Raw genomic sequence first — 20,030 nt, 5'->3', positions numbered from 1 at the left:
TGGGCGGGGGTGTTGGGTTGACTGCCTTTTTTGGCGAACCAACCGAAACCGCCGGTAAACAAAGTTGCGAGGATGAGGACGGAGAGAGCGGACAGGCGCAAGGCGGCTCTTAGACGGCTCACAGTGCGGCGGTCATGCGAACGGGCAACCACCACTGGCATCTGCCCAGCCGTACCGGTCGAATCCCGCGCGTCCATCGCCATATAGTTAATCCTGAAATGCGGCTTTGGGTAGGTAAAAGACGCACTTTGCGTTACGTGAATTCTCCATCCGTGATCACCCTGTTTTATCCATGTCGTTGTCCCAAGCCGGTTCCTACTTTGGGGGACATGAATTAGCCTGCATCCGGTTGGCGGACATCGATGTCGCTGAGATAGGCGACGACGGTGGCGTGCGAGGTTGCCGCCGTCAGTCCCCCGATCACCAGCACCATCAACACGACACCGAGATAGCCTGCCGAACCGATGGCGAAATTGCCGAACAGGGCGGTCGCCTGATCAGCCTGCGGCGTCGCCATATTGCGCGACGACCACCAGGAAAAGACGATGAACACGAGCACTGCGGCGGCACCGCCGGCCGCCGCTCCCTTCATGCCGGTGACCAGGAAATGCCGGCGGAATTCGCGCGCGATGAAGCGTGCTTCGGCGCCGACGAAATGCAGGACCTCGATGATGTGGCCGTTGCCGGCCATGGCGCCCCGCGTCGCGAACACCACGGTCAGCACCGTCGCCGACAGCATCAGCGCCAGCACGGCGATGCCGATGGTCACCGTGGTGCGGGCCATGGCCCCCAGCCGGTCGACCCAGGTGCGGTGATCGTCGAGCGATGCGCTCGGCAGTTTCGGGGTGATCGCGGCGCGTATGGCGGCGAAATCGGGCGGGCTGTTCTCGTCGATGGTGACGATGATCAGGCGCGGGACCGGCAATTCGTCGATGTTGAGGCCCGAGCCCAGCCAGGGCTCAAGGAGCCGCGCGGTCGCTTCGCGATCGATGATCCGGGTCGCCTTGACGCCGGGGAATTCGCCGGCGATCTGGGAGGCCTGGGTAAGGGCTGCTTCCATGTCGAGGCCGTCGACCGGCTTGATCTGGATGGTCGCCTCGCGCGAAATCTGGTTCTCCCAGACGGACGCTGTGTCGCGCACCAGCGTCACCGCGCCGAAAGTCAGGCAGGACAGGAAGGTCATGATGGCGATGACCAGTACCAGTGCCCGGCCGGCGATGTTCTGCGCCGGCACGATTGGCGCCATCCTGCGCTGGGCGCGCGGCTTTGCCTCGGTCGCCTCGGCGTCCTGCTCCCGTTCCACAAAATGTTCGGCGGACAGTTCAGTCATAGATGTCCAGCCTTCCGCCGGCCAGGATCATGCGGCGCGCGTCGACCTGTTCCATCAGGCCAAGATCGTGGGTGGCGATCACCACTGCGGTGCCGAGACGGTTGAGCTCGATGAACAGCCGCAGCAGGCGTCGCGCCAGCGGCGGATCGACATTGCCGGTCGGTTCGTCGGCGAGCAGAATTTCCGGCTGCTCGATCAGCGCCCGAGCGATCGCCGCGCGCTGCTTCTCGCCGCCGGACAGAACCGGCGGCAGCACATGCATGCGCTCGCCCAGCCCGACCCACTTCAACAGCTCGGTGACATCGGTGCGGTAGCTCGCCTCCTCGCGCCCGCGCACGCGCAGCGGCAGCGCGACGTTCTCGTAGGTGGTCATGTGGTCGAGCAGGCGAAAGTCTTGGAAGACCACGCCGATGCGACGTCTGAGATGCGGCAGCTCGGTGCGCGAAATGCGTGAGCGATCCTTGCCGAAGATGGTGATCAGCCCGCGCGTCGGTTTCAGCGACATGAACAACAGGCGCAGCAAGGTCGTCTTGCCGGCGCCCGAAGGCCCGCTGAGGAACTGGAAGGAGCGCTCCGGGATGTGCAGGGAGATGTCGCGGAGGATTTCCGGACCCATGCCATAGCGGAGGCCGACATTTTCGAAACGAATCAATTTCGGCGACCTGAAATTCGGCACGGCAGCGAGCCGGCCTGTTCTGGGTAAGGACCATCGGCCGGCATGGTTAACCGGCGGTTAATTCCTGGACTCTTTAGGCTCGTCACGAGGGCTCCGGTGGGGAAGCGTTAACCATTTGTGTTTACGCAAAAGAAACGAAAAGCGAACACGTGCTGCAATGCTGGGGCCATGATGGCTGACGATCGAACCGCGCGCCCGGTTTCCGGCGAAATCATGGCCGATCCGGCGGCAATTGCCGCTACGGACCGGTTCATGCGTGGTTCGGCTGCCGACATCGTCGATGCCGACTATTTGGTGATGCCGCGTCTCGTCCCTGCCGTGGAAAGTGTTTCGCCGCTGCCGCGCGCGATCGTCACACCGCCCATCGAGGGCATGGACATGTTGCGCAAGCCCGAGGCCCCGGCGGAACGGCCGCCAGCCTCGCGCGGCGGGCCGATCTTCTGGATCGCCGGCATCGGCGCCGCGCTGGCTGCCTTCTGGGTTTCCGGCGGGCACGCGCTGTTGCGCCAGGCGCCGTTCCTGTCCGGCGCGCAGGCGTCGGCGCTCAGCATATCAGGTGTCACGTCACGCATTGACGCTTCCGGACCGAACCCCGCGCTGTTCGTCGATGGCGAGGCCGCCAATGACGGGGCGAAACCGGTGCAGCTGCCGCCGCTCGAAATCCGGGTGACCGGCAATGACGGAAGCACAACCCGCTATACGTTGGGGACATCCGGCCGCGCGCTGGCGTCCGGCGAAAGATTCGGCTTTGCCAGCCGGCTCGACGTGCCTAAGAACGGCGTAAGGACCGTTTTGGTCACTTTCGCCCAATAGGCGATCACCGGGGAAGACCAGCAATGCCAATCGTACGCGGCAAGGACATCGAAGTCCTGTTTTCGGCATCGGCCATCGCGCGGCGCAATCTTGAGCTCGCCAAGGAGATCGCCGGCCACGACTATCACGATCTGTTGGTGATTTCGGTGCTGAAGGGCTCGTTCATCTTCGCCGCCGATCTCATCCGCGCCATGCACGATGTCGGCCTGTCGCCCGAGGTCGAGTTCATCTTCATCTCCAGCTACGGCGCCGGCACCACCAGTGGCGAGGTGAGGGTGCTGCGCGACATCGACAATGAGGTCGCCGGCCGCGACGTGCTGTTGATCGACGACATTCTCGAATCGGGCAAGACGCTGAGCTTTACCCGCGACCTGATGCTGTCGCGGGGCGCCAAGAGCTGTTCCATCGCCGTGCTGCTCGACAAGCGCATGCGCCGCCAGACCGCGCTCAATGCCGACTATGTCGGCTTCGACTGCCCCGACTATTTCGTCGTCGGCTACGGCATGGACGTTGCCCACGCTTTTCGCGAACTGCCGTTTGTCGGCGTCGTCAAAGGGGATGTCTGAGCGACTTCAAAAAGGTTTGTTGACGCTGCGCGCCTTCAGGAAAAGTCAACTTTTCGCGGCCAAATATGCCGGCCATGGCAAAGCTTCTGATCGTCGAGGATGATGAGTCCGTCCGCACCCTGGCGGCCCGCGCGCTTGAACGCGCCGGCCACACAATCGATATCGCGGCGGACGGCGCGCAAGGGCTTTCGCTGATCCAGGCCGCGCGTGGTGGCTACGATCTCGTCGTCTCCGACATCCGCATGCCGGAGATGGACGGCATCGAGATGGCGATCGCGGCGGCAGCGCTGTTTCCGGCGATGAAGATCGTGCTGATGACCGGCTATGCCGACCAGCGCGAGCGCGCCGAGGAGTTGAACGGCATCATCCTCGATGTCGTGCAGAAGCCCTTCACGCTGGCCGAAATCCGCTCGCGTGTCGAGCGGGCGCTGATCTGCTTCGCCTGATCAGGCCGGGTCGGCGGCAGTGAGCACCGGTGGAGCGCTCCTGCGCCGTTCGGTGTTGAGCGCCAGCAGGCCAGCGCCGATGATCAAGGCGGCCCCGATGACGGTCGTCGACCGCGGTACTTCGGCGAAGAACAGGAAACCCCACAGCGGCGACCACAGGATGCCGGTGTATTCGAAGGTGGCAACGCGGTTGGCCGGCGCCATCCGGTAGGCCTGCGACAGCAGGATCATGCCGGCGGAAGCGACGAAACCGCAGGCCGCCATCTTGAGAAAATCTGGCAGCGTCGGCCACAGCCAGGACCGCACCAGGAATTCCAGGCTGGGGTGGGCCGCGTGGGTGATGCCGGCAAGGTGAAACGCGCCGGCCACCACGGCGGCGCCGACCAGGTAGGCGCCGTTCTGATAGAAGGCCATGACGGTCGACGATTCGGTATCGCCGATCTTGCGGGCCATCAGCTGCGAAAAACCATAGAGCGCCGCCGAGCCCAGCGACAGCAGCGCCGCCCAGTCGAAGAGCCCGGCGCCCGGGCGCAGCATCACGAGGACGCCGAACAAGCCGATCAGCACGGTTGCCAGTGTCTGCCAGGAGACGCGCTCGCCAAGGTACGGCCCGGCCAGCACCATGATGAACAGCGGCGCCATGAAATAAAGCGCCACCGCATCGGCTAGCGGCAAGGCAGCGATGGCCAGGTAGTACATCGTATAGGAGGTGAACTGGATGAAGGCACGCACCGTCAGCATGCCGAATCGCTTCGACAGGATCGCCCGCAAGCCGACATCGGCATGGACCAGAACGATCAGGATCGGCAGAGCGACGATCGAGCGGATCGCCATCACCTCGGTCACTGGATAACCGCTCGACACGGCTTTGACGAGCGGATCCTGCAGCGAAAAGATCAGCACGCCGAGGCACAGGCTCAGGATGCCGCCCACCATCCGATTCTGCATCTGCATCCAGGCTCCTGCGCGTACGATCCGAAGCTGCCGCCTGCGGGGTAAAAAGAACCCGCCACCGTTTCGGGCAGCGGGCACGAGTGAGGACTCTTGATTGGTCCGCGGCTGATTTCGCAGTCGCATATCCAATGGGTGTGGCCACTATCATCCTGCGTTTGACATGTTGCAAACGAATTGGAATGATAGCAGCGATCAAATTTCCTTATGGCGGCTTTCATGCGACCGACCCTCGACAGCGACCTCCTGCGCACCTTCGTGGCGATTGCCGAGACCGGCAATTTCACCAAGGCGGCAGAGCAGGCCGGCCGCACCCAGTCGGCGGTGTCGATGCAGATGAAGAAGCTCGAAGAACTGATCGGCGCCAGCCTGTTCCAGCGCGGTTCGCGCGGCGTCGCCTTGACGCGGCGCGGCGGCGAACTCATCGTCAACGCCCGCCGCATCGTCTCGCTGCTCGACGAGACGTCGGCATCGATGGCGGCAGCGCCGCTTGGCGGGCCGGTGCGCATCGGCATTCCGGAGGAATATGGCCACGCTATCCTGTCGCGCGCGCTCGGCGCCTTTTCGAAGCGCCACACACAGGTCGAGGTCACCGTGCGCTATGCGCATTCCGGGGCGCAGATAACCGCGCTTGCCGCCGGCGAACTCGATCTGTGCGTGGTGTTCGAATGGCAGGATCCTGCCGGCGGCGAAGTGCTGATGCACGATCCGACCGTGTGGGTGACGTCGACCCTGCACCACATGCATGAGGAACAGCCGGTGCCGATCGCGCTCTACAACCGGGCCGGCTGGTGCAAGGACTTCGCCATCAAATCGTTGGAGCAACGCGATCTTGCCTATCGTGTCGCCTATACCAGCGACACCACCGGCGGCCTCAAGCTCGCCGTCACCTCGGGACTGGCGATTGCGCCGATTTCGCGCAGCAATATTCCTGACGGCTGTCGTGAACTGACGACCGCGGACGGGTTCGGCGCCATCGATTCCTCGAATGTGGTGATGCACCGCAACCCGAATACGTCAGGCGAGGCGATCGACGGCATGCAGGAGGCAATCCGCGAAGCGTTCGTGAACAGGCTGAATCAGCCGGCGGCATCCTCGTAGAAATGCAGCCTGTTGCCGAACGGATCGGCGACCGATACCTCGCGGGTCTTCCAAGGCGTCTCTTCCAGGCCCGGCCTGGCGAAGCGGTATTTTTTGCCGATCAGTTCGCGATGCAGTGAGGCGATATCCTCGACCTTGATCCGCACGGCAATGCCAGGTGAACCGTCGCCGTGATGTTCGCTGAGATGCAGCACGCAGCCGTCGCGGCCGACCGCCATGTAGAGCGGCGCGTTGTCGTCGAAGCGATGCTCCCACTGCACCTCGAAGCCAAGGAAGTCGACGTAGAATTCACGCGCCTTGGCAATGTCGAATATGCGCAAGATGGGCGTGACGGCGCCAAGTCTGGGCATGGTGGTGCAACCGTTCGAGAGGGTTTTCGGGCCGGGTGGAGGCGGGGCGGCGATCCTTTGTTTTATCGCAATTCCGGACGGAAAACCGCTTCACACTTTTCCTGGAATTGCTCTATTTCAGCTCGAGCAGCCGTTCCAGATAGCTGCGTTCGATGTCGGGGCTCAGCGCATTGCCGAGCCGTTTGCGGATCGCTTCCAGAATCTGGCGGGCGCGCTGCACGTCGATCTCGTCGGGCACCTTCACCGAATCGCCGAAGTCGGGACCCGTGCTGGCGCGTGGCCGGCCGAGCGGATCACGATCGGCGTTCTGCTGGCGGCCGCCTTCCTCGCCGCCGCCCTGGTCGCCCTGCATGGCCTGCATCTGCTTCATCATGTCCTTGGCGCCCTTGCGCAGCGCTTCCAGCGCCCGGCCCTGATGGCCGACGGCCGCATCGCCTTCGCCCTCGCCGAGTGCCTGTTCGGCATTGCCCATGGACTTGCCGGCCTCGCCAAATCCTTCATTGGGCTCCATGCCCATGCCTTCGAGGCCCTTTTTCAGCTGATCGAGGTCGCTTTGCAGCTGGCCCTGGCCCTGCTGCAGCTGCTTCAGCGCATCGGCGAATTCCTGGGGTGTCATCGGCTTTTGCCGGGCGAGCGGATCGCGATCATCGCCGACGCCGGGTCTGCCCTCATCCTGGCCGCCTTCGCCGAGCTGCTCATCACGGTTCTGTCCGCGCTGGCGCTCGCCGCGCTGCATCTGGTCCATGCGGAAGGTGTCGTTCATCATCTCCTGCTGGCGCCGCAGGATCTCGCCCAGCTTGTCCATCTGCTGGCGCATCTCGCTGTCCTGCTGGCCGCCTGGCTGCTGACGACCGGCTTGCAGATTGTTCATCATGTCCTGCAGTTGCGACAGCAATTGCTGGGCCTTGTCGCGATCACCGGACTTCGCCAGGTTCTCGATCTGGTCCATCATGCGATCGATGTCGCTCTGGCGCAGTTCCTGGCCATTCTGCTGCATCTGCGGGGCGTTGGGATTCTGCTTGGCGCGCTCCGCGAATTCCTGCAGGAACTGGTTCATCGCCTCGCGCAGTTCCTTCATTGCCTTTTCGATTTCAGCGTCGCTGGCGCCATTCTTGATGGCGTCCTGCAGTGCCTGTTGCGCCTGGCGCAGCCGCTTTTCGGCGGCCGAAAGATTGCCTTCCTCGATGCCGAGCGCGATTTCCCAGAGATAGGAGACCTCGCTGCGCAATTGATCGTCGCTCTCGGCCATCTTCAGCCGGGTGCGGGCGCTCATGATGGCGAGGTAGTGGGACATGTTGTCGAACGTGTCTTCCGGCCGCAGCGTGATGGCGTCCATCAGGTCGAGCACGCGCGGCTTGGCGTTGGCGTCGAGCGCCAGCAGGCGGCGCTGTTCGATCACGGCGCGTGCCAGCGGATTGGCGAAAGGCCGCTCCGGCATCAGCAGCGTCTTGGTTTCGCTCGATGCGGTGTGTCCGGCATCGTCGGTGGCAACCAGCGTCAGCTTGATGCTGCTGCCGGCCCAGACATGCTCGGTCAGGTCCTTAGAGGTCCTGGCGGCGTTCGACTTGCTGCCGCGGCGCGGCAGCGTCAGCGGCATTTCAGGTGCACCGTACAGCGGACGCGCATTCGGCGCCTGCGGATCGGCGAGCGCGAACACCGCCTTGGCGGTGGCGGCGCCATAGTCGTCGTCGATCTGGTAGTTGAGTTCGAAGGCGCCGTTGGCGGCGCGCTTGGGCTCGCCGACGAACCGGATCTGCGGCGGCTTGTCCGATATGACCGCGAAGGCCCAGCGGCCGAGCTGGTCCTCGCCCGACGTCAGCGTCAGCGTGCCGTCGCCGGTCAGCTTGCTGGTGAACTGGCGCACCTTGGACGGCGTCGCCGGGCTTGTCGCCGGCCTGACGGCCTGCGGCCCGGCCGGGTCGATGGCGCGGGCGTTGCCATTCTTGTCGGCATAGCCGAGCATTTCCTCGCCTGAGCCGCCCGTCACGCGCAGCGAAACGTCACTGCCTTCGGGAACTGTAAAGGTCGGGGTCGCCTGGTTGGCGTCGGCGGTCAGGAAGATCGGCGGCTTGCCGGTATAGGCCGGTGGCGTTACCCATGCATCGATGCGCGGCGGCACGATATCGCGCGCGCCATGGGCATTGAAGCCGTCGCTGATCCTGCCGCCCGTCGGCCCGAAGGAGAAGGCGAAGGCGGTAACGAGCAAAAGGGCAGCCACCGCGCGCAGCCCCCAGGGGTCGCGCTCCGGCACGCGCGTGCGCGGCAGGTCGGCGCCAAGGTTGTCGAGCTTCCCAGCCATGCGCTTCTGGTGTTCGCGCCACAGCGCCTGCGAGAAGCTGCTTTCCCTGCCGCTAGGCCGGTCGGTCTGCACCAGCACCGGGCTGTGCAGCAATTGATTGGCGGCCTCGATGCGGCGGTCGATTTCGCCGGCGCCCGGCAGGCGGAAGAAGCGCAGCGGATAGAGCGCGGCCAGTGCCGCTATGGCAAAAGCAGCGACCAGGCCGATGCGCGCCATATCCGGCAGCCGGGAGAGCAGCCCGAGCCAGGAGATGCTGAGGAACAGGCTGGCGACAATGACGAGCGGAAGCAGCAACGGCCAGCCGCGCTCGACCATCATCGAGACCCGCGTCGCCAGCCGGCTCAAGGCCAGGCGCCCGGCGAGGCCGCGATCGCTGTTGAAGGTGGGTCGTTGCGTCATCGGCCCTTCCTTGAGCCTATTGCATTCCGAAAACCGGGATGCGGCCCTATCCCTTTGAGCATGAACTGGTTCCGAAGGGATTTCACTTTCGGGATCATGCTGTGGAGCGGGCAGGATAGCCCGACGCCTCACGACTCAAAGAATACCAGCAAACACGGCAAAGGCGAGGCAGTTCGGAAAAACGTGAAGTGGGCCGTTATAGTTCCATCCTGCATACCCTTCAGAAGGTAGTGGGTCCTTTAAAAGGTAGCGGGGTCCGCATTCGCCCCGCAGACCAGCACGGCGACCCGTTCGCCCGCCACCGGTGCATAGCGGCCGGACAGGACCGCGGCAAAGGCGGCGGCACCACCCGGCTCGGAGATGATGCGGGCCCGGTCCCACAGCGCCTTCTGCGCGGCAATGATGTCGTCGTCGCTGACCAGGATCGAGCGTTCGACATAGGCCTCGGCGATCGGGAACATCATTTCGCCGACACGCTTTGGCGCCAGCGAGTCGGCGGCAATGCCCTCGGCCGGAGCGTCGACCGGGTGTCCGGCCTCGAAGGCGCGATGCAGCGTCGGCGCCCCTTCCGGCTCGACGGCGATGACCCGGATGCGGCCGGCGAACCAGGCAGCGATGCCGCCGATCAGGCCGCCGCCCCCGACAGCGACCAGCAGCGTGTCGATCCGAGGCAAATCGGCCTCGATTTCGAGCCCAAGGGTGCCTTGGCCGACGAGCGTTTCCTCCTGGTTGAAGGCATGGATCTGCAAGGCGCCGGTCTCCTCGGCGAACCGTTCGCTGGCCGCCAGCGCCTCGGCATAGCGGGCACCGCCGACGATCAGCTCGGCGCCATAGGAGCGGATCCGCTCCAGCTTGGCCGGCGGGCTCACTTCGGGAACGAAGATGGTCGCCTTGTGGCCGAGCCGCATGGCGGCATAGGCGACGGCCGCGCCATGGTTGCCGCCCGATGCCGCCACGACACCGGCCTCGGGAACCGGCCGCTCCAGCAGATTGGTGAAGGCGCCGCGCGCCTTGAACGAGCCGGAATGCTGCAGGCATTCGAGCTTCAGGTCGACCGCCAGCGGCGCGCGGTCGAAGTCGGCCATGTCGACGCGCAGCACCGGCGTGTGCCTGATATAGGGGCGGATGCGCGGTTCCATCGCTGCAATGCGCTCGCGTGTGACGGTGATGCCGTTCGTCATGATTTGCTCCCTGTGACGGGTAGGTGTGTTTCCGGCGCTTCTATGCAAGCCAGTCGGGGACGGAATCCAGCCCGATCAGGTCGTCATAGGTCAGGCGTGGGCGCACGACGTGGAACCGGTCGCCGTCAACCAGCACCTCCGGCACCAGCAGGCGGGTGTTGTAGGTACCGGCCTGCACCGCGCCATAGGCGCCGGCGGTGGAGACGGCAATCATATCGCCGGCCTTCAGCCTGGGCAGATCGCGGTCCAGGCCGATATAATCGCCGGTCTCGCAGACCGGGCCGACCACGTCGACCATCATGCGCGGCGTGTCGGCCGGCGGCTGCACGACCGGACGGATGTCGTGGAAGGCATCGTAGAGCGTCGGCCGGATGAGATCGTTCATGGCGGCGTCGACGACGAGGAAATTCTTGGCGTCGCCTTCCTTCACGAAGATCACTTCCGAGACAAGGATGCCGGCATTGCCTGATATCAGCCGGCCCGGCTCGAACATCACCTTCAGCCCGAGCTTGGTGACATGCTTCCTGACGATCTGGGCATAGGCGTCCGGCAGCGGCGGCGGGTTGTTGTCGATGCGGTAGGGAATGCCGAGCCCGCCACCGACATCGATATGCTCGATGGCATGGCCATCGGCCCGTAGCGCGCCGACCAGATCGACAAGCAATGCGAAGGCATCGTCGAAGGGCTGCAGCTCGGTGATCTGGCTGCCGATATGGGTGTCGATGCCGGTGATCCTGATGCCGGGAAGCTTTGCCGCGCGGGCATAAACCTGACGCGCCTTCTGCCACGGGATACCGAACTTGTTCTCGGCCTTGCCGGTGGAGATCTTCTTGTGGGTCCTGGCGTCGACGTCGGGATTGATGCGCAGCGAGATCGGCGCCACCTTGCCAAGCGCCACGGCTCGCGCCGACAACAGCTCGAGTTCAGGCTCGGATTCGACGTTGAAGCAAAGGATGCCGGCGGCAAGGGCGAAGTCCATTTCGCGCGCGGTCTTTCCAACGCCGGAAAACAGGATCTTGCCTGCCGGAATGCCGGCGGCCAACGCCCGGCGCAATTCACCTTCCGAAACCACGTCGGCGCCGGCGCCGAGCTTCGCCAGCGTCCGCAGGACGGCCTGGTTGGAATTGGCCTTCATGGCGTAGCAGACCAGCGCGTCGAGCCCGGCAAAGGCCTGCGCAAACACCCGGTAGTGCCTGGTCAGGGTGGCCGTCGAATAGCAATAGAACGGCGTGCCGATCTGTGCGGCGATATCTGGTATCGCCACGTCCTCGGCATGGAGCACGCCGTCGCGGTAGTCGAAATGGTTCACGGGAGTGGTTCCGGAAAGTTGGGGCGCGATGGGATCGGGTTGGAAGGCCCCGCTCTTGTCGGCTCTAGATCAGCGGGTCGAGGATGAATTTCTTGTCCTTGACCGGTTTTTCCGGCTCCGGCGGCACGGGCTGGTGGGCCTTCGAGGCATCCTTGCGCGCCTGCACGGCCGCCTCATAGGGCGTGTCGAGACCGCCCCTCCTGCCGCAGGCCGAGACGGCCGCGATCGCCACCAGCAGCGTCAGCGTCACCAAAATCCTGCTTCCGGTCATCGATCCATCCGTCCGAAACGTTTTGTCAGCCGCCGCTTTTAGCCGAGTTCTCGGCGCATTGCACCCCGAGATATTGCTCGTCGCGATATCTGGGATATTGCTGGCGCAACAAGCAGCATTACGCTTTCGCCAGTCGTTTTTTCCAGGCGCGGATCTGCTTCCTCACTTCCGACGGCGCCGTGCCGCCGAAACTGGTGCGGCTCTTGACCGAGTTCTGCACCGCCAGCACCGAAAATATGTCGGCCGTGATGCCGGGATCGATCGACTGCAAATCCTCCAGGGAAAGCTTCTCCAGCCCCACCTTCTTGTCTTCGGCCAGCGCCACCGCGCGGCCGGTGACATGATGCGCCTCGCGGAACGGCAGGCCGAGCGTGCGCACCAGCCAGTCGGCAAGGTCGGTCGCTGTCGCGTGGCCGGAGCCGGCGGCCTTCTTCATCGCGGCTGCGTTGATCGTCATGTCCGAGACCATGCCGGTCATCGCCGCCAGCATCAGGTCGAGCGTCTCGGCGGCATCGAATACCGATTCCTTGTCTTCCTGCATGTCCTTGCCATAGGTCAAAGGCATGCCCTTCATCACCGTCAGCAGGCCGACAAGATGGCCGGTGACGCGGCCGGTCTTGCCGCGCACCAGTTCGGCGGCGTCGGGGTTCTTCTTCTGCGGCATGATCGAGGAGCCGGTGGAAAACGAGTCCGACAGCCTGACGAAGCCGAACTGCGGCGTCGACCAGATGATGATCTCCTCGGCCAGCCGCGACAGATGCGTGGCGCAGATCGCGGCAAGAGCGAGGAACTCGAGCGCGAAATCGCGATCCGAGACGCTGTCGAGCGAATTGCGCATCGGCTCACGGAAGCCGAGCGCCTTGGCGGTCCGGTGACGGTCGATCGGGAAGCTGGTGCCGGCGAGGGCCGCGGCACCGAGCGGGCTTTCATCCATCCGTTCGATCGCATCGCGCGCGCGCGACAGGTCGCGCGAAAACATCTCGACATAAGCCATGCAATGATGGCCGAAGGTCACAGGCTGGGCCGCCTGCATATGGGTGAAGCCCGGCATCACCGTCGCCGCATGCTCCTCGGCCCGCTCCAGCAGCGCCTCGATCAACCCCTTCAACGCCTCGGCGACGCGAAAGCACTCGTCCTTGACCCACAGCCTCAGATCGACCGCGACCTGATCGTTGCGCGAGCGTGCGGTGTGCAGGCGGCCGGCCGCCGGGCCGATCAGATCGGCGAGGCGCGCCTCGATGTTCATGTGGATGTCTTCGAGCCGCGTCGAGAACTCGAAGCTGCCGGCCTCGATCTCTTTCAGGATCGTGTTCAGCCCGTGAGCGATTTTTTCTTGATCGGCCGCCGAAATAATGCCCGTTTGCGCCAGCATCTCGCTATGGGCGATCGAGCCTTTGATGTCCTGCGCATAGAGTTTGCGGTCGAAGGAGATAGACGCGTTGATCGCTTCCATGATCGCGGCCGGACCCGAGGCAAAACGTCCGCCCCACATCTGGTTGCTGGTCTTCTTGTCGCTCATGGCTATAACCCGTGCTTCGGAGCAGTTTTGAGAAAATGGCAGACGGTAATAAATTCTTCCCGGCCTCGCGCCTGATCCTCGCCGCTTTGGTGGCGGGCGCGCTGGCCGGCGCGGTCGCGGTATATGTCAGCGAGAGCCGGTCTGGCAACAATGCACCGGCACAAGCCGCCGTCGGCGACAGCAAGGACGACATCGCCTGTGCCGCCAAGAGCGAACGCGCCAAGAAGGTCGCGGCCTCGGCCACCGGTGAGGTTGCGGCACTTTTGCCGGCCGATCCGCCACAATCCCTGAAGAGCCTTGCCTTCAACGGTCCGGACGGCAAGCCGATGACGCTTGCCGATCATGCCGGCAAGACGGTGCTGCTCAATCTGTGGGCGACATGGTGCGCGCCTTGCCGTGCCGAAATGCCGGCGCTGGATGCGCTGCAGAAGGAAAAGGGCAGCGACGCCTTTCAGGTGATCGCCGTCAATGTCGATGCCGGCGACGATGTGAAGCCGAAGAAGTTCCTCAGCGATACCGGCGTCGCGACGCTCGGCTATTTCAGGGATTCGACGATGGCGCTGTTCAACGACCTCAAGAAGCGCGGCCTGGCGCTAGGCCTTCCCGTCACCATGCTGGTCGACGGCGAGGGCTGCCTAATCGCCCATATGAACGGCCCGGCCGAATGGTCGGGGCCGGACGCCAGGCGGCTGATCGAAACGGCACTCAAGCCCGAAAGCCTCTAGTCCAAGCCGCGTCGTCCCAAACCGCTACGCGCTTTCCGGCGATCAGGCCCTGTTCAGACCGAGCGCGGGTGCGGGTGCGAAGGCCAGAACGCTTCTGTCGCGCAAGGTGGCGGGTTTGCTGCCGACAGCGGGTGCGACGACACCGGTCAGCTCGCCGAATTCCTCGATGAGAGCCGGCCTGCCGATATAGTAGCCCTGGCCGATCTCGCAGGCTTCGGCGTCCAGGAATTTCAGTTCGCCGAGCGTCTCGACACCCTCCGCCAGAACCGGCAGGCCGAGACCGCGTCCAAGTCCCAGGACGGCGCGGACGATCGCCGCGACCTGGCCGTTCTTGTCGACGGACTTGATGAAGGAGCCATCGATCTTGATCTTGTCGAATGGGAAGGCGCGAAGGTTGGAGAGCGAGGAATAGCCGGTTCCAAAATCGTCCATGGCCACGCGCACGCCCAGTGCCTTGACCTGCCGCAAGGTGGCCAGCGCCCGCGGCATGTCCTTGACGAGCGCCGTCTCGGTGATCTCAAGCTCGAGCCTGCCGGGCGCGAGGCCGGAATTCAGCAGTGTTTCGTGGACCTTGCGGCTGAAACTCGTGTTGTGGAGCTGCACCGCCGAAACGTTGACGGCCACCGTCAGCGGATTTTCCCAGCGGGCGGCTTCCTCGCAGGCCGCCGTCAGCACCCATTCGCCAATCTGGCCAATGGCTCCGCTGTCTTCGGCCACCGGGATGAATATGCTCGGCGACACGTCGCCGCGCGTCGGATGCCGCCAGCGGACCAGCGCTTCGAAGCCGACCATCTTTCCGCTGCTGATCTCTTTCTGCGGCTGGTAGACGAGGTAGAACTCCTGGCGTGCGACCGCCTGGCGCAGTTCGTGCTCCATCACGCGCTTGTCGCGCGCCTCGGCCCCCATCGAAGCCTCGAAATAGCGGTAGGTGTCCTTGCCTTCGGTCTTGGCCCGGTAGAGTGCCGTATCGGCGTGGCTTATCAGGCTGGGCTGGTTTTCGGCATCCGATGGATAAAGCGCAATGCCGATGCTGGCCGACACCAGGCCGCCGCCGACAGAAAGCCGGTTTTCCTCGCGCATGGCGGTCAGCACCGCGTCGGCGATACGGCCTGCCTCCAGCGGGTCCGTCAGGTTCGGGGCAATGATGGCGAACTCATCGCCGCCCAGTCGCGCCACCATCTGTCCTTGGCGAAGGATGCCGGTAACGCAATGCGCAACCTTCTGCAGCATGGCGTCGCCGGCGCCGTGCCCATACAGGTCGTTGACCTCCTTGAACCGGTCGAGATCAAGCAGCAGAAGCGCGAGCTGGCCGCCTTTTCTGGTCCGGCCCATCGCAGCAATTTCCGTCTCCAGCCGGCCGGAAAAGCTGCGGCGATTGGCCAGTCCGGTCAATGGATCGAAATGGGCAAGCCGCAGGATCTCCTGTTCCGCCTTCTTGCGCTCGCGAATGTCGCGGACCGCGACCACGTTGTGCGGTTTGCCACAATAGTCGATGCTCCTGGCGATCAACTCGACAGGAATGCTCGTGCCATCGCGGCCGCTCAATTCGGCCTCCTGCGGCTGTTCGCCGAAGCCCGACATATCGGATCCGAAGAGATCGCCAAGCTGCATTCCGTTCAGCGTCGCTGTTGCGATGCCCGTCAATGTCGCAATGCTGTCATTGGCACTGATGATGCGGTTGCCGTCGCAGACGATCAGCCCCTCCACGGCGGCATTGGCCAGGCCGTGCATGCGGTCGACCTCGAGCTTCTGGCGACGGAAGCGCAAATCGATCCACAGCGCCGATGCCGACAGAACCAGGATCACGAGTGTGGCGGCGGCGGCCGCGAAAGCCTGCGAGGTCGGCTCGATCGTGTATTCGGATATGACGATCGAGGAATCGGGGAAGATCGAGACGGCACCCATACCGATGAAATGCAAGGTGCAGATCGCCAGCGTCAGCAGCACCGCGCCGCCGGATGTCGCCTTCAAGGAGGGGCGGCGCTGCACGACACGCAGCGCCAGCGCCGCGAGCGTCACGCCGGCCAGCAGGGAAACGGCGACAAGCAACAGGTTCCACTCGATGCGGCCTTGGACCTCGAACGCCGCCATGCCGATGTAGTGCATCGCCGCGATACCGCCGCCCAGCACGGCGCCGCCGACGAGATGATAATCGAACTCGTCCCGCAAGGTGGCGATCCACATGCCGGCTGCCGTCAAAGTGACCGAAGCAGCGAGCGAAAGCGCGGAGAGTGCGGGATCATAGGCACTGGGTATGCCCGGTGTGAATGCGAGCATGGCGATGAAGTGCGTTGCCCAGATGCCGAAACCGGTCGAAGTGGCCGCGATCATCAGCCAGGCAAGCCGGTTCCGATCTGTGGAGCGGCTTATGTGATGAAGCAGGTTGACGGCAGAGAAACAGGAAATTCCGCAGATCAGCGCGGCGAGTGCGACCAGTCTCAGATCGTGCTCGTTGACGATACAATTGTAGACCGTCAGCATTTTATTTCACCTGATCTATTGGAAATAAACAGGGCAGCAGGATTGAGTAGCGCTTTGCCGTTGAGGGATCGATAAAGTCGCATGCAACTCTGACGTGTCTCTTCGGGTTGCAGCGGCTGCAATCAGGGCTGACACGCCGAAAGCCAGTTTGGCAGTCCCGACGGTGGTTCCTGGCGCGCTTGTTGTCCCGCTAAGCCGGCTAACCGCATCGCTTTCCATGCCTCCAAGCGGAGGCGAGCGTTGCGTGAGGTAAAGGGTGAAGTTCGTCGATCTGCAACAAAACCGTTGTCTGATTGTCATGAGCGACACATATTGCCTTCGCGGGAGTGCCCCCTTTCGCCAATGACAAACGGGAGATGAAACATGAAGTCCTTCGGCTTCGCGGCCGGTGTTGCCGCCACCTTTATGCTGCTTTCCTCAACCTCCGCTTTTGCTGTCACGCAGATCAGCTGGTGGCACGCCATGACCGGCGCCAATGCTGAAGTTGTCGACAAGATCTCCAAAGATTTCAATGCCAGCCAGAGCGACTATGAGCTCGTTCCGGTGTTCAAAGGCACGTATCCCGAGACGCTGAATGCCGGCATTGCCGCCTACCGCGCGGGCCAGGCCCCAGACATTATCCAGGTGTTCGACGTCGGCACGGGCGTGATGATGGCAGCCGAAGGCGCAATCAAGCCGGCAGCCGATGTGTTGACCAGCGCAGGAATGACCTTCGACAAGAGCCAGTATCTGCCAGGCATAGTCGGCTATTATTCGAAGCCGGACGGCACCATGCTCTCCTTCCCCTACAACTCCTCCTCGCCGATCCTTTATTACAACAAGGATATCTTCAAGAAGGCTGGTCTCGACGTCGACAGCCCACCCAAGACCTGGAATGAGGTGTGGGAAGACGCCAAGAAGATCAAGGCGAGCGGCGCCGCCGCTTGCGGCTACACCTCGACCTGGCTGACCTGGATCCATCTGGAGAATTTCGCGGCGTGGAATGACGTGTCATGGGCCACCCAGCAGAACGGTCTGGCCGGCGGCGATGTCGAGCTCAAGATCAATGCGCCGATTTTCGTCAACCATTTCCAGGCGCTCGCAGACCTCGCCAAGGACGGCACCTTCAAATATGGCGGCCGCACCTCCGAAGCCAAGCAAATATTCCTTGCGGGCGAATGCGGGATCATGACCGAATCCTCCGGCGGACTTGGCGATATCGTCAAGTCCGGCATGAATTACGGCATCGGCCAATTGCCCTATGACAGCGACGCCAAGGGGGCGCCGCAGAACACGACGCCGGGCGGCGCCAGCCTGTGGGTTTTCGCAGACAAATCCGACGAGGAATACAAGGGCGTCGCGGCCTTCTTCGCCTACTTGTCGAAGACCGATGTGCAGGAATACCTGCACCAGAAATCGGGTTATCTGCCGGTAACGCTGGCGGCTTATGAAGCGACCAAGAAATCCGGTTTCTATGACAAGAACATCGGTCGCGAGACACCGATCCTGCAAATGACGGGTAAGGCGCCGACCGACAATTCGAAGGGCGTACGTCTGCCGAACCTGCCGCAGGTGCGCGATATCCAGAACGAGGAATTCGAGAAGATGCTCGCCGGCCAGCAAACCGCGCAGCAGGCGCTCGACAATGCGGTTACGCGTGGCAACGCCGCAATCAAGGAAGCGTTGGGGAATTAGAGCGAGCGCAGGTCCTTGCTCTACGGCGTACCCACCTGTCCTGCCAGGCATTTCCCCTCGGCGAGGGGAGTTTTGCCGTGTCTTGCGATTTCGCCAATGGTCGATGATGCCGAATCCGAAACGCTCATCAAAGCCATCTTGGCGGAGAGGGGTGCCGCATGGTGCCGCCCGCCTCATCACCTCGGAGTGGCTCCGTGACCCCTCGCGTCGTGTTTCCCAACAAGGTCCTTCCCTACCTGCTGGTGGCGCCGCAACTGGCCATCACGCTCGTTTTTTTCTACTGGCCGGCCGGTCAGGCGTTTTACCAATCCATGCTCAGGCAGGATCCGTTCGGGCTGAGGACCAAGTTCGTCTGGTTCGCCAATTTCAGGAAAGTGCTTGCCGATCCGGCCTACCTAAACTCGATCAAGGTCACGGTGGTGTTTTCCCTTGCGACCGCTATCGTCGCCATGTGCGTGGCGCTCCTGCTTGCGGTCATGGCAGAGAAGGTGGTGCGCGGCAAAGGTCTTTACCGCACGCTCTTGATCTGGCCCTACGCGGTGGCGCCGGCGATTGCCGGTATGCTGTGGCTGTTCCTCTTCAACCCGTCGATCGGGTCGCTGGCCTACATGCTGAGGAGTTTCGGCATCGCCTGGGATCCACTGCTCAACGGCACCCACGCCATGATCCTGCTGGTGTCCGCCGCTGCCTGGAAGCAGATCAGCTACAATTTCCTGTTTTTCGTCGCCGGTCTGCAGGCGGTGCCGAAAGCCTTGATCGAGGCGGCGGCGATGGACGGCGCCGGCGAGACCAAGCGATTCTGGACCATCGTCTTCCCGCTGCTTGCGCCGACGACCTTCTTCCTGCTGGTCGTCAACACCGTCTATGCCCTGTTCGACACGTTCGGCATCGTCCATGCCGTCACCGGGGGCGGTCCGGGCAAGACGACCGAGACGCTGGTCTACAAGGTCTACAATGACGGCTTCGTCAATCTGATCCTCGGTGACTCGGCGGCGCAATCGGTCATCCTGATGATCATCGTCATCTCGCTCACGGCCATCCAGTTCCGCTATGTGGAACGCAAAGTCCATTACGGCTGAGGGCGAGCGATGATCGGCCAGTCACCGCTCCGCACCGTCATCGCCCACGTCGTGCTGATCCTCGGCATACTGATCGTCGCCTTCCCGATCTACTACACATTCGTTGCCTCGACGCAGACGCTGCAAACGATCCTCAGGCCGCCATTGCCGCTCCTGCCCGGCGATCAGTTCTGGAACAATTACACCGAAGCGCTGTTCGGCGGTGTCGGCCGTATCGGCGGCGTCAGCGTCGGCAGGCTGCTGCTCAACACCACGGTCATGGCGCTCGGCATCGCGGTGGGAAAGATCTTCATCTCGATCCTGTCGGCCTACGCGATCGTATTTTTCCGCTTTCCGCTGCGCATGACCTTCTTCTGGCTGATCTTCATCACTTTGATGCTTCCCGTCGAGGTGCGCATCCTGCCGACCTACAAGGTGATGGTCGATCTCGGCATGATCGACACCTATGCCGGCCTGATCATCCCGCTGATTGCCTCGGCCACCGCCACATTGCTGTTTCGACAGTTTTTCATGACCATTCCAGGTGAGCTGGTGGAGGCGGCGCGTGTTGACGGTGCGGGGCCGTGGCGCTTCTTCTTCGATATCCTGTTGCCGCTGTCGCGAACAAATATCGCGGCGCTGTTCGTCATCCTCTTCATTTATGGCTGGACACAGTATCTGTGGCCGTTGCTTGTCACCAACAGCAGCAACATGAACACGATCGTCATCGCGCTCAGAAAGATGGTTTCCTTCGCCGATGCCGATACGCAATGGCACCTGGTCATGGTTACGGCGATGCTGGCCATCGTGCCGCCGATCCTGGTCGTGGTGCTGATGCAACGCTGGTTCGTTCGCGGCCTGGTCGATTCCGAAAAGTGAGA

General features: G+C 63.2%; 18 protein-coding genes and 1 pseudogene. 8 read left to right on the top strand and 11 right to left on the bottom strand.

Annotated elements, in window-relative coordinates:
* The 3 genes and pseudogenes from EOA16_RS20360 to ftsE form a co-directional block, all read right to left on the bottom strand.
* A pseudogene (locus tag EOA16_RS20360) lies at positions 1–203 on the bottom strand (YdcF family protein); the annotation flags it as partial.
* 131 nt (positions 204–334) lie between these two features.
* Positions 335–1,330: an ABC transporter permease gene (locus EOA16_RS20355; RefSeq protein WP_127259875.1), complete on the bottom strand. Its 996-nt coding sequence runs from the start codon at positions 1,328–1,330 to the stop codon at positions 335–337.
* Positions 1,323–1,982 (bottom strand): cell division ATP-binding protein FtsE, encoded by a 660-nt coding sequence (gene ftsE / locus EOA16_RS20350; protein ID WP_010911739.1) that lies wholly within the window; start codon positions 1,980–1,982, stop codon positions 1,323–1,325. Before ftsE ends, EOA16_RS20355 begins: the two co-directional genes overlap by 8 nt.
* A 192-nt stretch (positions 1,983–2,174) precedes the next feature.
* On the opposite strand from ftsE, the gene EOA16_RS20345 reads away from it, so the two are divergent.
* The 3 genes from EOA16_RS20345 (at position 2,175) to EOA16_RS20335 (ending at position 3,831) form a co-directional block, all read left to right on the top strand.
* Complete coding sequence (locus EOA16_RS20345; protein WP_127259874.1) at positions 2,175–2,819, top strand: hypothetical protein; 645 nt, start codon at positions 2,175–2,177, stop codon at positions 2,817–2,819.
* Between the two features lie 23 nt (positions 2,820–2,842).
* Complete coding sequence (gene hpt / locus EOA16_RS20340) at positions 2,843–3,385, top strand: hypoxanthine phosphoribosyltransferase (protein WP_056583612.1); 543 nt, start codon at positions 2,843–2,845, stop codon at positions 3,383–3,385.
* A gap of 74 nt (positions 3,386–3,459) precedes the next feature.
* The gene (locus EOA16_RS20335) at positions 3,460–3,831 is read left to right on the top strand and encodes a response regulator (protein ID WP_164754337.1); all 372 of its coding nucleotides are present in this window, start codon (positions 3,460–3,462) and stop codon (positions 3,829–3,831) included.
* Here the strand turns inward: EOA16_RS20335 and EOA16_RS20330 are convergent, their stop codons facing one another.
* Positions 3,832–4,779 carry a DMT family transporter gene (locus EOA16_RS20330; protein WP_164754340.1) on the bottom strand — a complete coding sequence of 316 codons (948 nt, stop codon included), beginning with the start codon at positions 4,777–4,779 and terminating at the stop codon, positions 3,832–3,834.
* Between the two features lie 222 nt (positions 4,780–5,001).
* Between EOA16_RS20330 and EOA16_RS20325 the strand changes: the two genes are divergently transcribed.
* On the top strand, positions 5,002–5,883 hold the full coding sequence (locus EOA16_RS20325) for a LysR family transcriptional regulator (RefSeq protein WP_127259871.1): 882 nt from the start codon (positions 5,002–5,004) through the stop codon (positions 5,881–5,883).
* On the opposite strand, the gene EOA16_RS20320 is transcribed toward EOA16_RS20325, so the two are convergent.
* From EOA16_RS20320 to argH, 6 genes are all read right to left on the bottom strand, one after another.
* Positions 5,862–6,233, bottom strand: a complete 372-nt coding sequence (locus tag EOA16_RS20320) for a glyoxalase superfamily protein (RefSeq protein ID WP_127259870.1) — start codon at positions 6,231–6,233, stop codon at positions 5,862–5,864. The two genes, EOA16_RS20325 and EOA16_RS20320, sit on opposite strands and share 22 nt — an antisense overlap.
* A gap of 112 nt (positions 6,234–6,345) precedes the next feature.
* A complete protein-coding gene (locus EOA16_RS20315) occupies positions 6,346–8,931 on the bottom strand; it encodes a TIGR02302 family protein (protein WP_127259869.1) in 2,586 nt (861 codons plus the stop codon).
* Between the two features lie 239 nt (positions 8,932–9,170).
* Positions 9,171–10,112 (bottom strand): threonine/serine dehydratase, encoded by a 942-nt coding sequence (locus EOA16_RS20310; RefSeq protein WP_127259868.1) that lies wholly within the window; start codon positions 10,110–10,112, stop codon positions 9,171–9,173.
* 40 nt (positions 10,113–10,152) lie between these two features.
* Positions 10,153–11,421, bottom strand: a complete 1,269-nt coding sequence (gene lysA, locus EOA16_RS20305; RefSeq protein WP_127259867.1) for a diaminopimelate decarboxylase — start codon at positions 11,419–11,421, stop codon at positions 10,153–10,155.
* Positions 11,422–11,485: 64 nt separating this feature from the next.
* A complete protein-coding gene (locus tag EOA16_RS20300) occupies positions 11,486–11,692 on the bottom strand; it encodes a lipoprotein (RefSeq protein ID WP_013529409.1) in 207 nt (68 codons plus the stop codon).
* Between the two features lie 118 nt (positions 11,693–11,810).
* Complete coding sequence (gene argH / locus EOA16_RS20295; protein ID WP_127259866.1) at positions 11,811–13,211, bottom strand: argininosuccinate lyase; 1,401 nt, start codon at positions 13,209–13,211, stop codon at positions 11,811–11,813.
* Between the two features lie 35 nt (positions 13,212–13,246).
* Between argH and EOA16_RS20290 the strand changes: the two genes are divergently transcribed.
* Positions 13,247–13,936, top strand: coding sequence for a TlpA disulfide reductase family protein (locus EOA16_RS20290; protein WP_127259865.1), 690 nt, complete (start codon positions 13,247–13,249; stop codon positions 13,934–13,936).
* A 42-nt stretch (positions 13,937–13,978) separates the two neighbouring features.
* Here the strand turns inward: EOA16_RS20290 and EOA16_RS20285 are convergent, their stop codons facing one another.
* Positions 13,979–16,417, bottom strand: coding sequence for an EAL domain-containing protein (locus EOA16_RS20285; protein ID WP_127259864.1), 2,439 nt, complete (start codon positions 16,415–16,417; stop codon positions 13,979–13,981).
* Positions 16,418–16,780: 363 nt separating this feature from the next.
* On the opposite strand from EOA16_RS20285, the gene ugpB reads away from it, so the two are divergent.
* The 3 genes from ugpB (at position 16,781) to ugpE (ending at position 20,028) form a co-directional block, all read left to right on the top strand.
* Positions 16,781–18,091, top strand: a complete 1,311-nt coding sequence (ugpB, locus tag EOA16_RS20280) for a sn-glycerol-3-phosphate ABC transporter substrate-binding protein UgpB (RefSeq protein ID WP_127259863.1) — start codon at positions 16,781–16,783, stop codon at positions 18,089–18,091.
* A 158-nt stretch (positions 18,092–18,249) separates the two neighbouring features.
* The gene (gene ugpA / locus EOA16_RS20275) at positions 18,250–19,170 is read left to right on the top strand and encodes a sn-glycerol-3-phosphate ABC transporter permease UgpA (RefSeq protein WP_050580468.1); all 921 of its coding nucleotides are present in this window, start codon (positions 18,250–18,252) and stop codon (positions 19,168–19,170) included.
* Between the two features lie 9 nt (positions 19,171–19,179).
* Entirely contained in the window at positions 19,180–20,028 is an 849-nt protein-coding gene (gene ugpE, locus EOA16_RS20270; protein WP_127259862.1) for a sn-glycerol-3-phosphate ABC transporter permease UgpE, read from the top strand.
* Positions 20,029–20,030: the final 2 nt, after the last annotated feature.

The sequence above is a fragment of the Mesorhizobium sp. M7A.F.Ca.US.008.03.1.1 genome (assembly GCF_003997495.1).
Lineage (GTDB): Bacteria > Pseudomonadota > Alphaproteobacteria > Rhizobiales > Rhizobiaceae > Mesorhizobium.
Note: the sequence above shows the minus strand (reverse complement) of the source record. Positions and strands in the feature narration are given on the sequence as shown.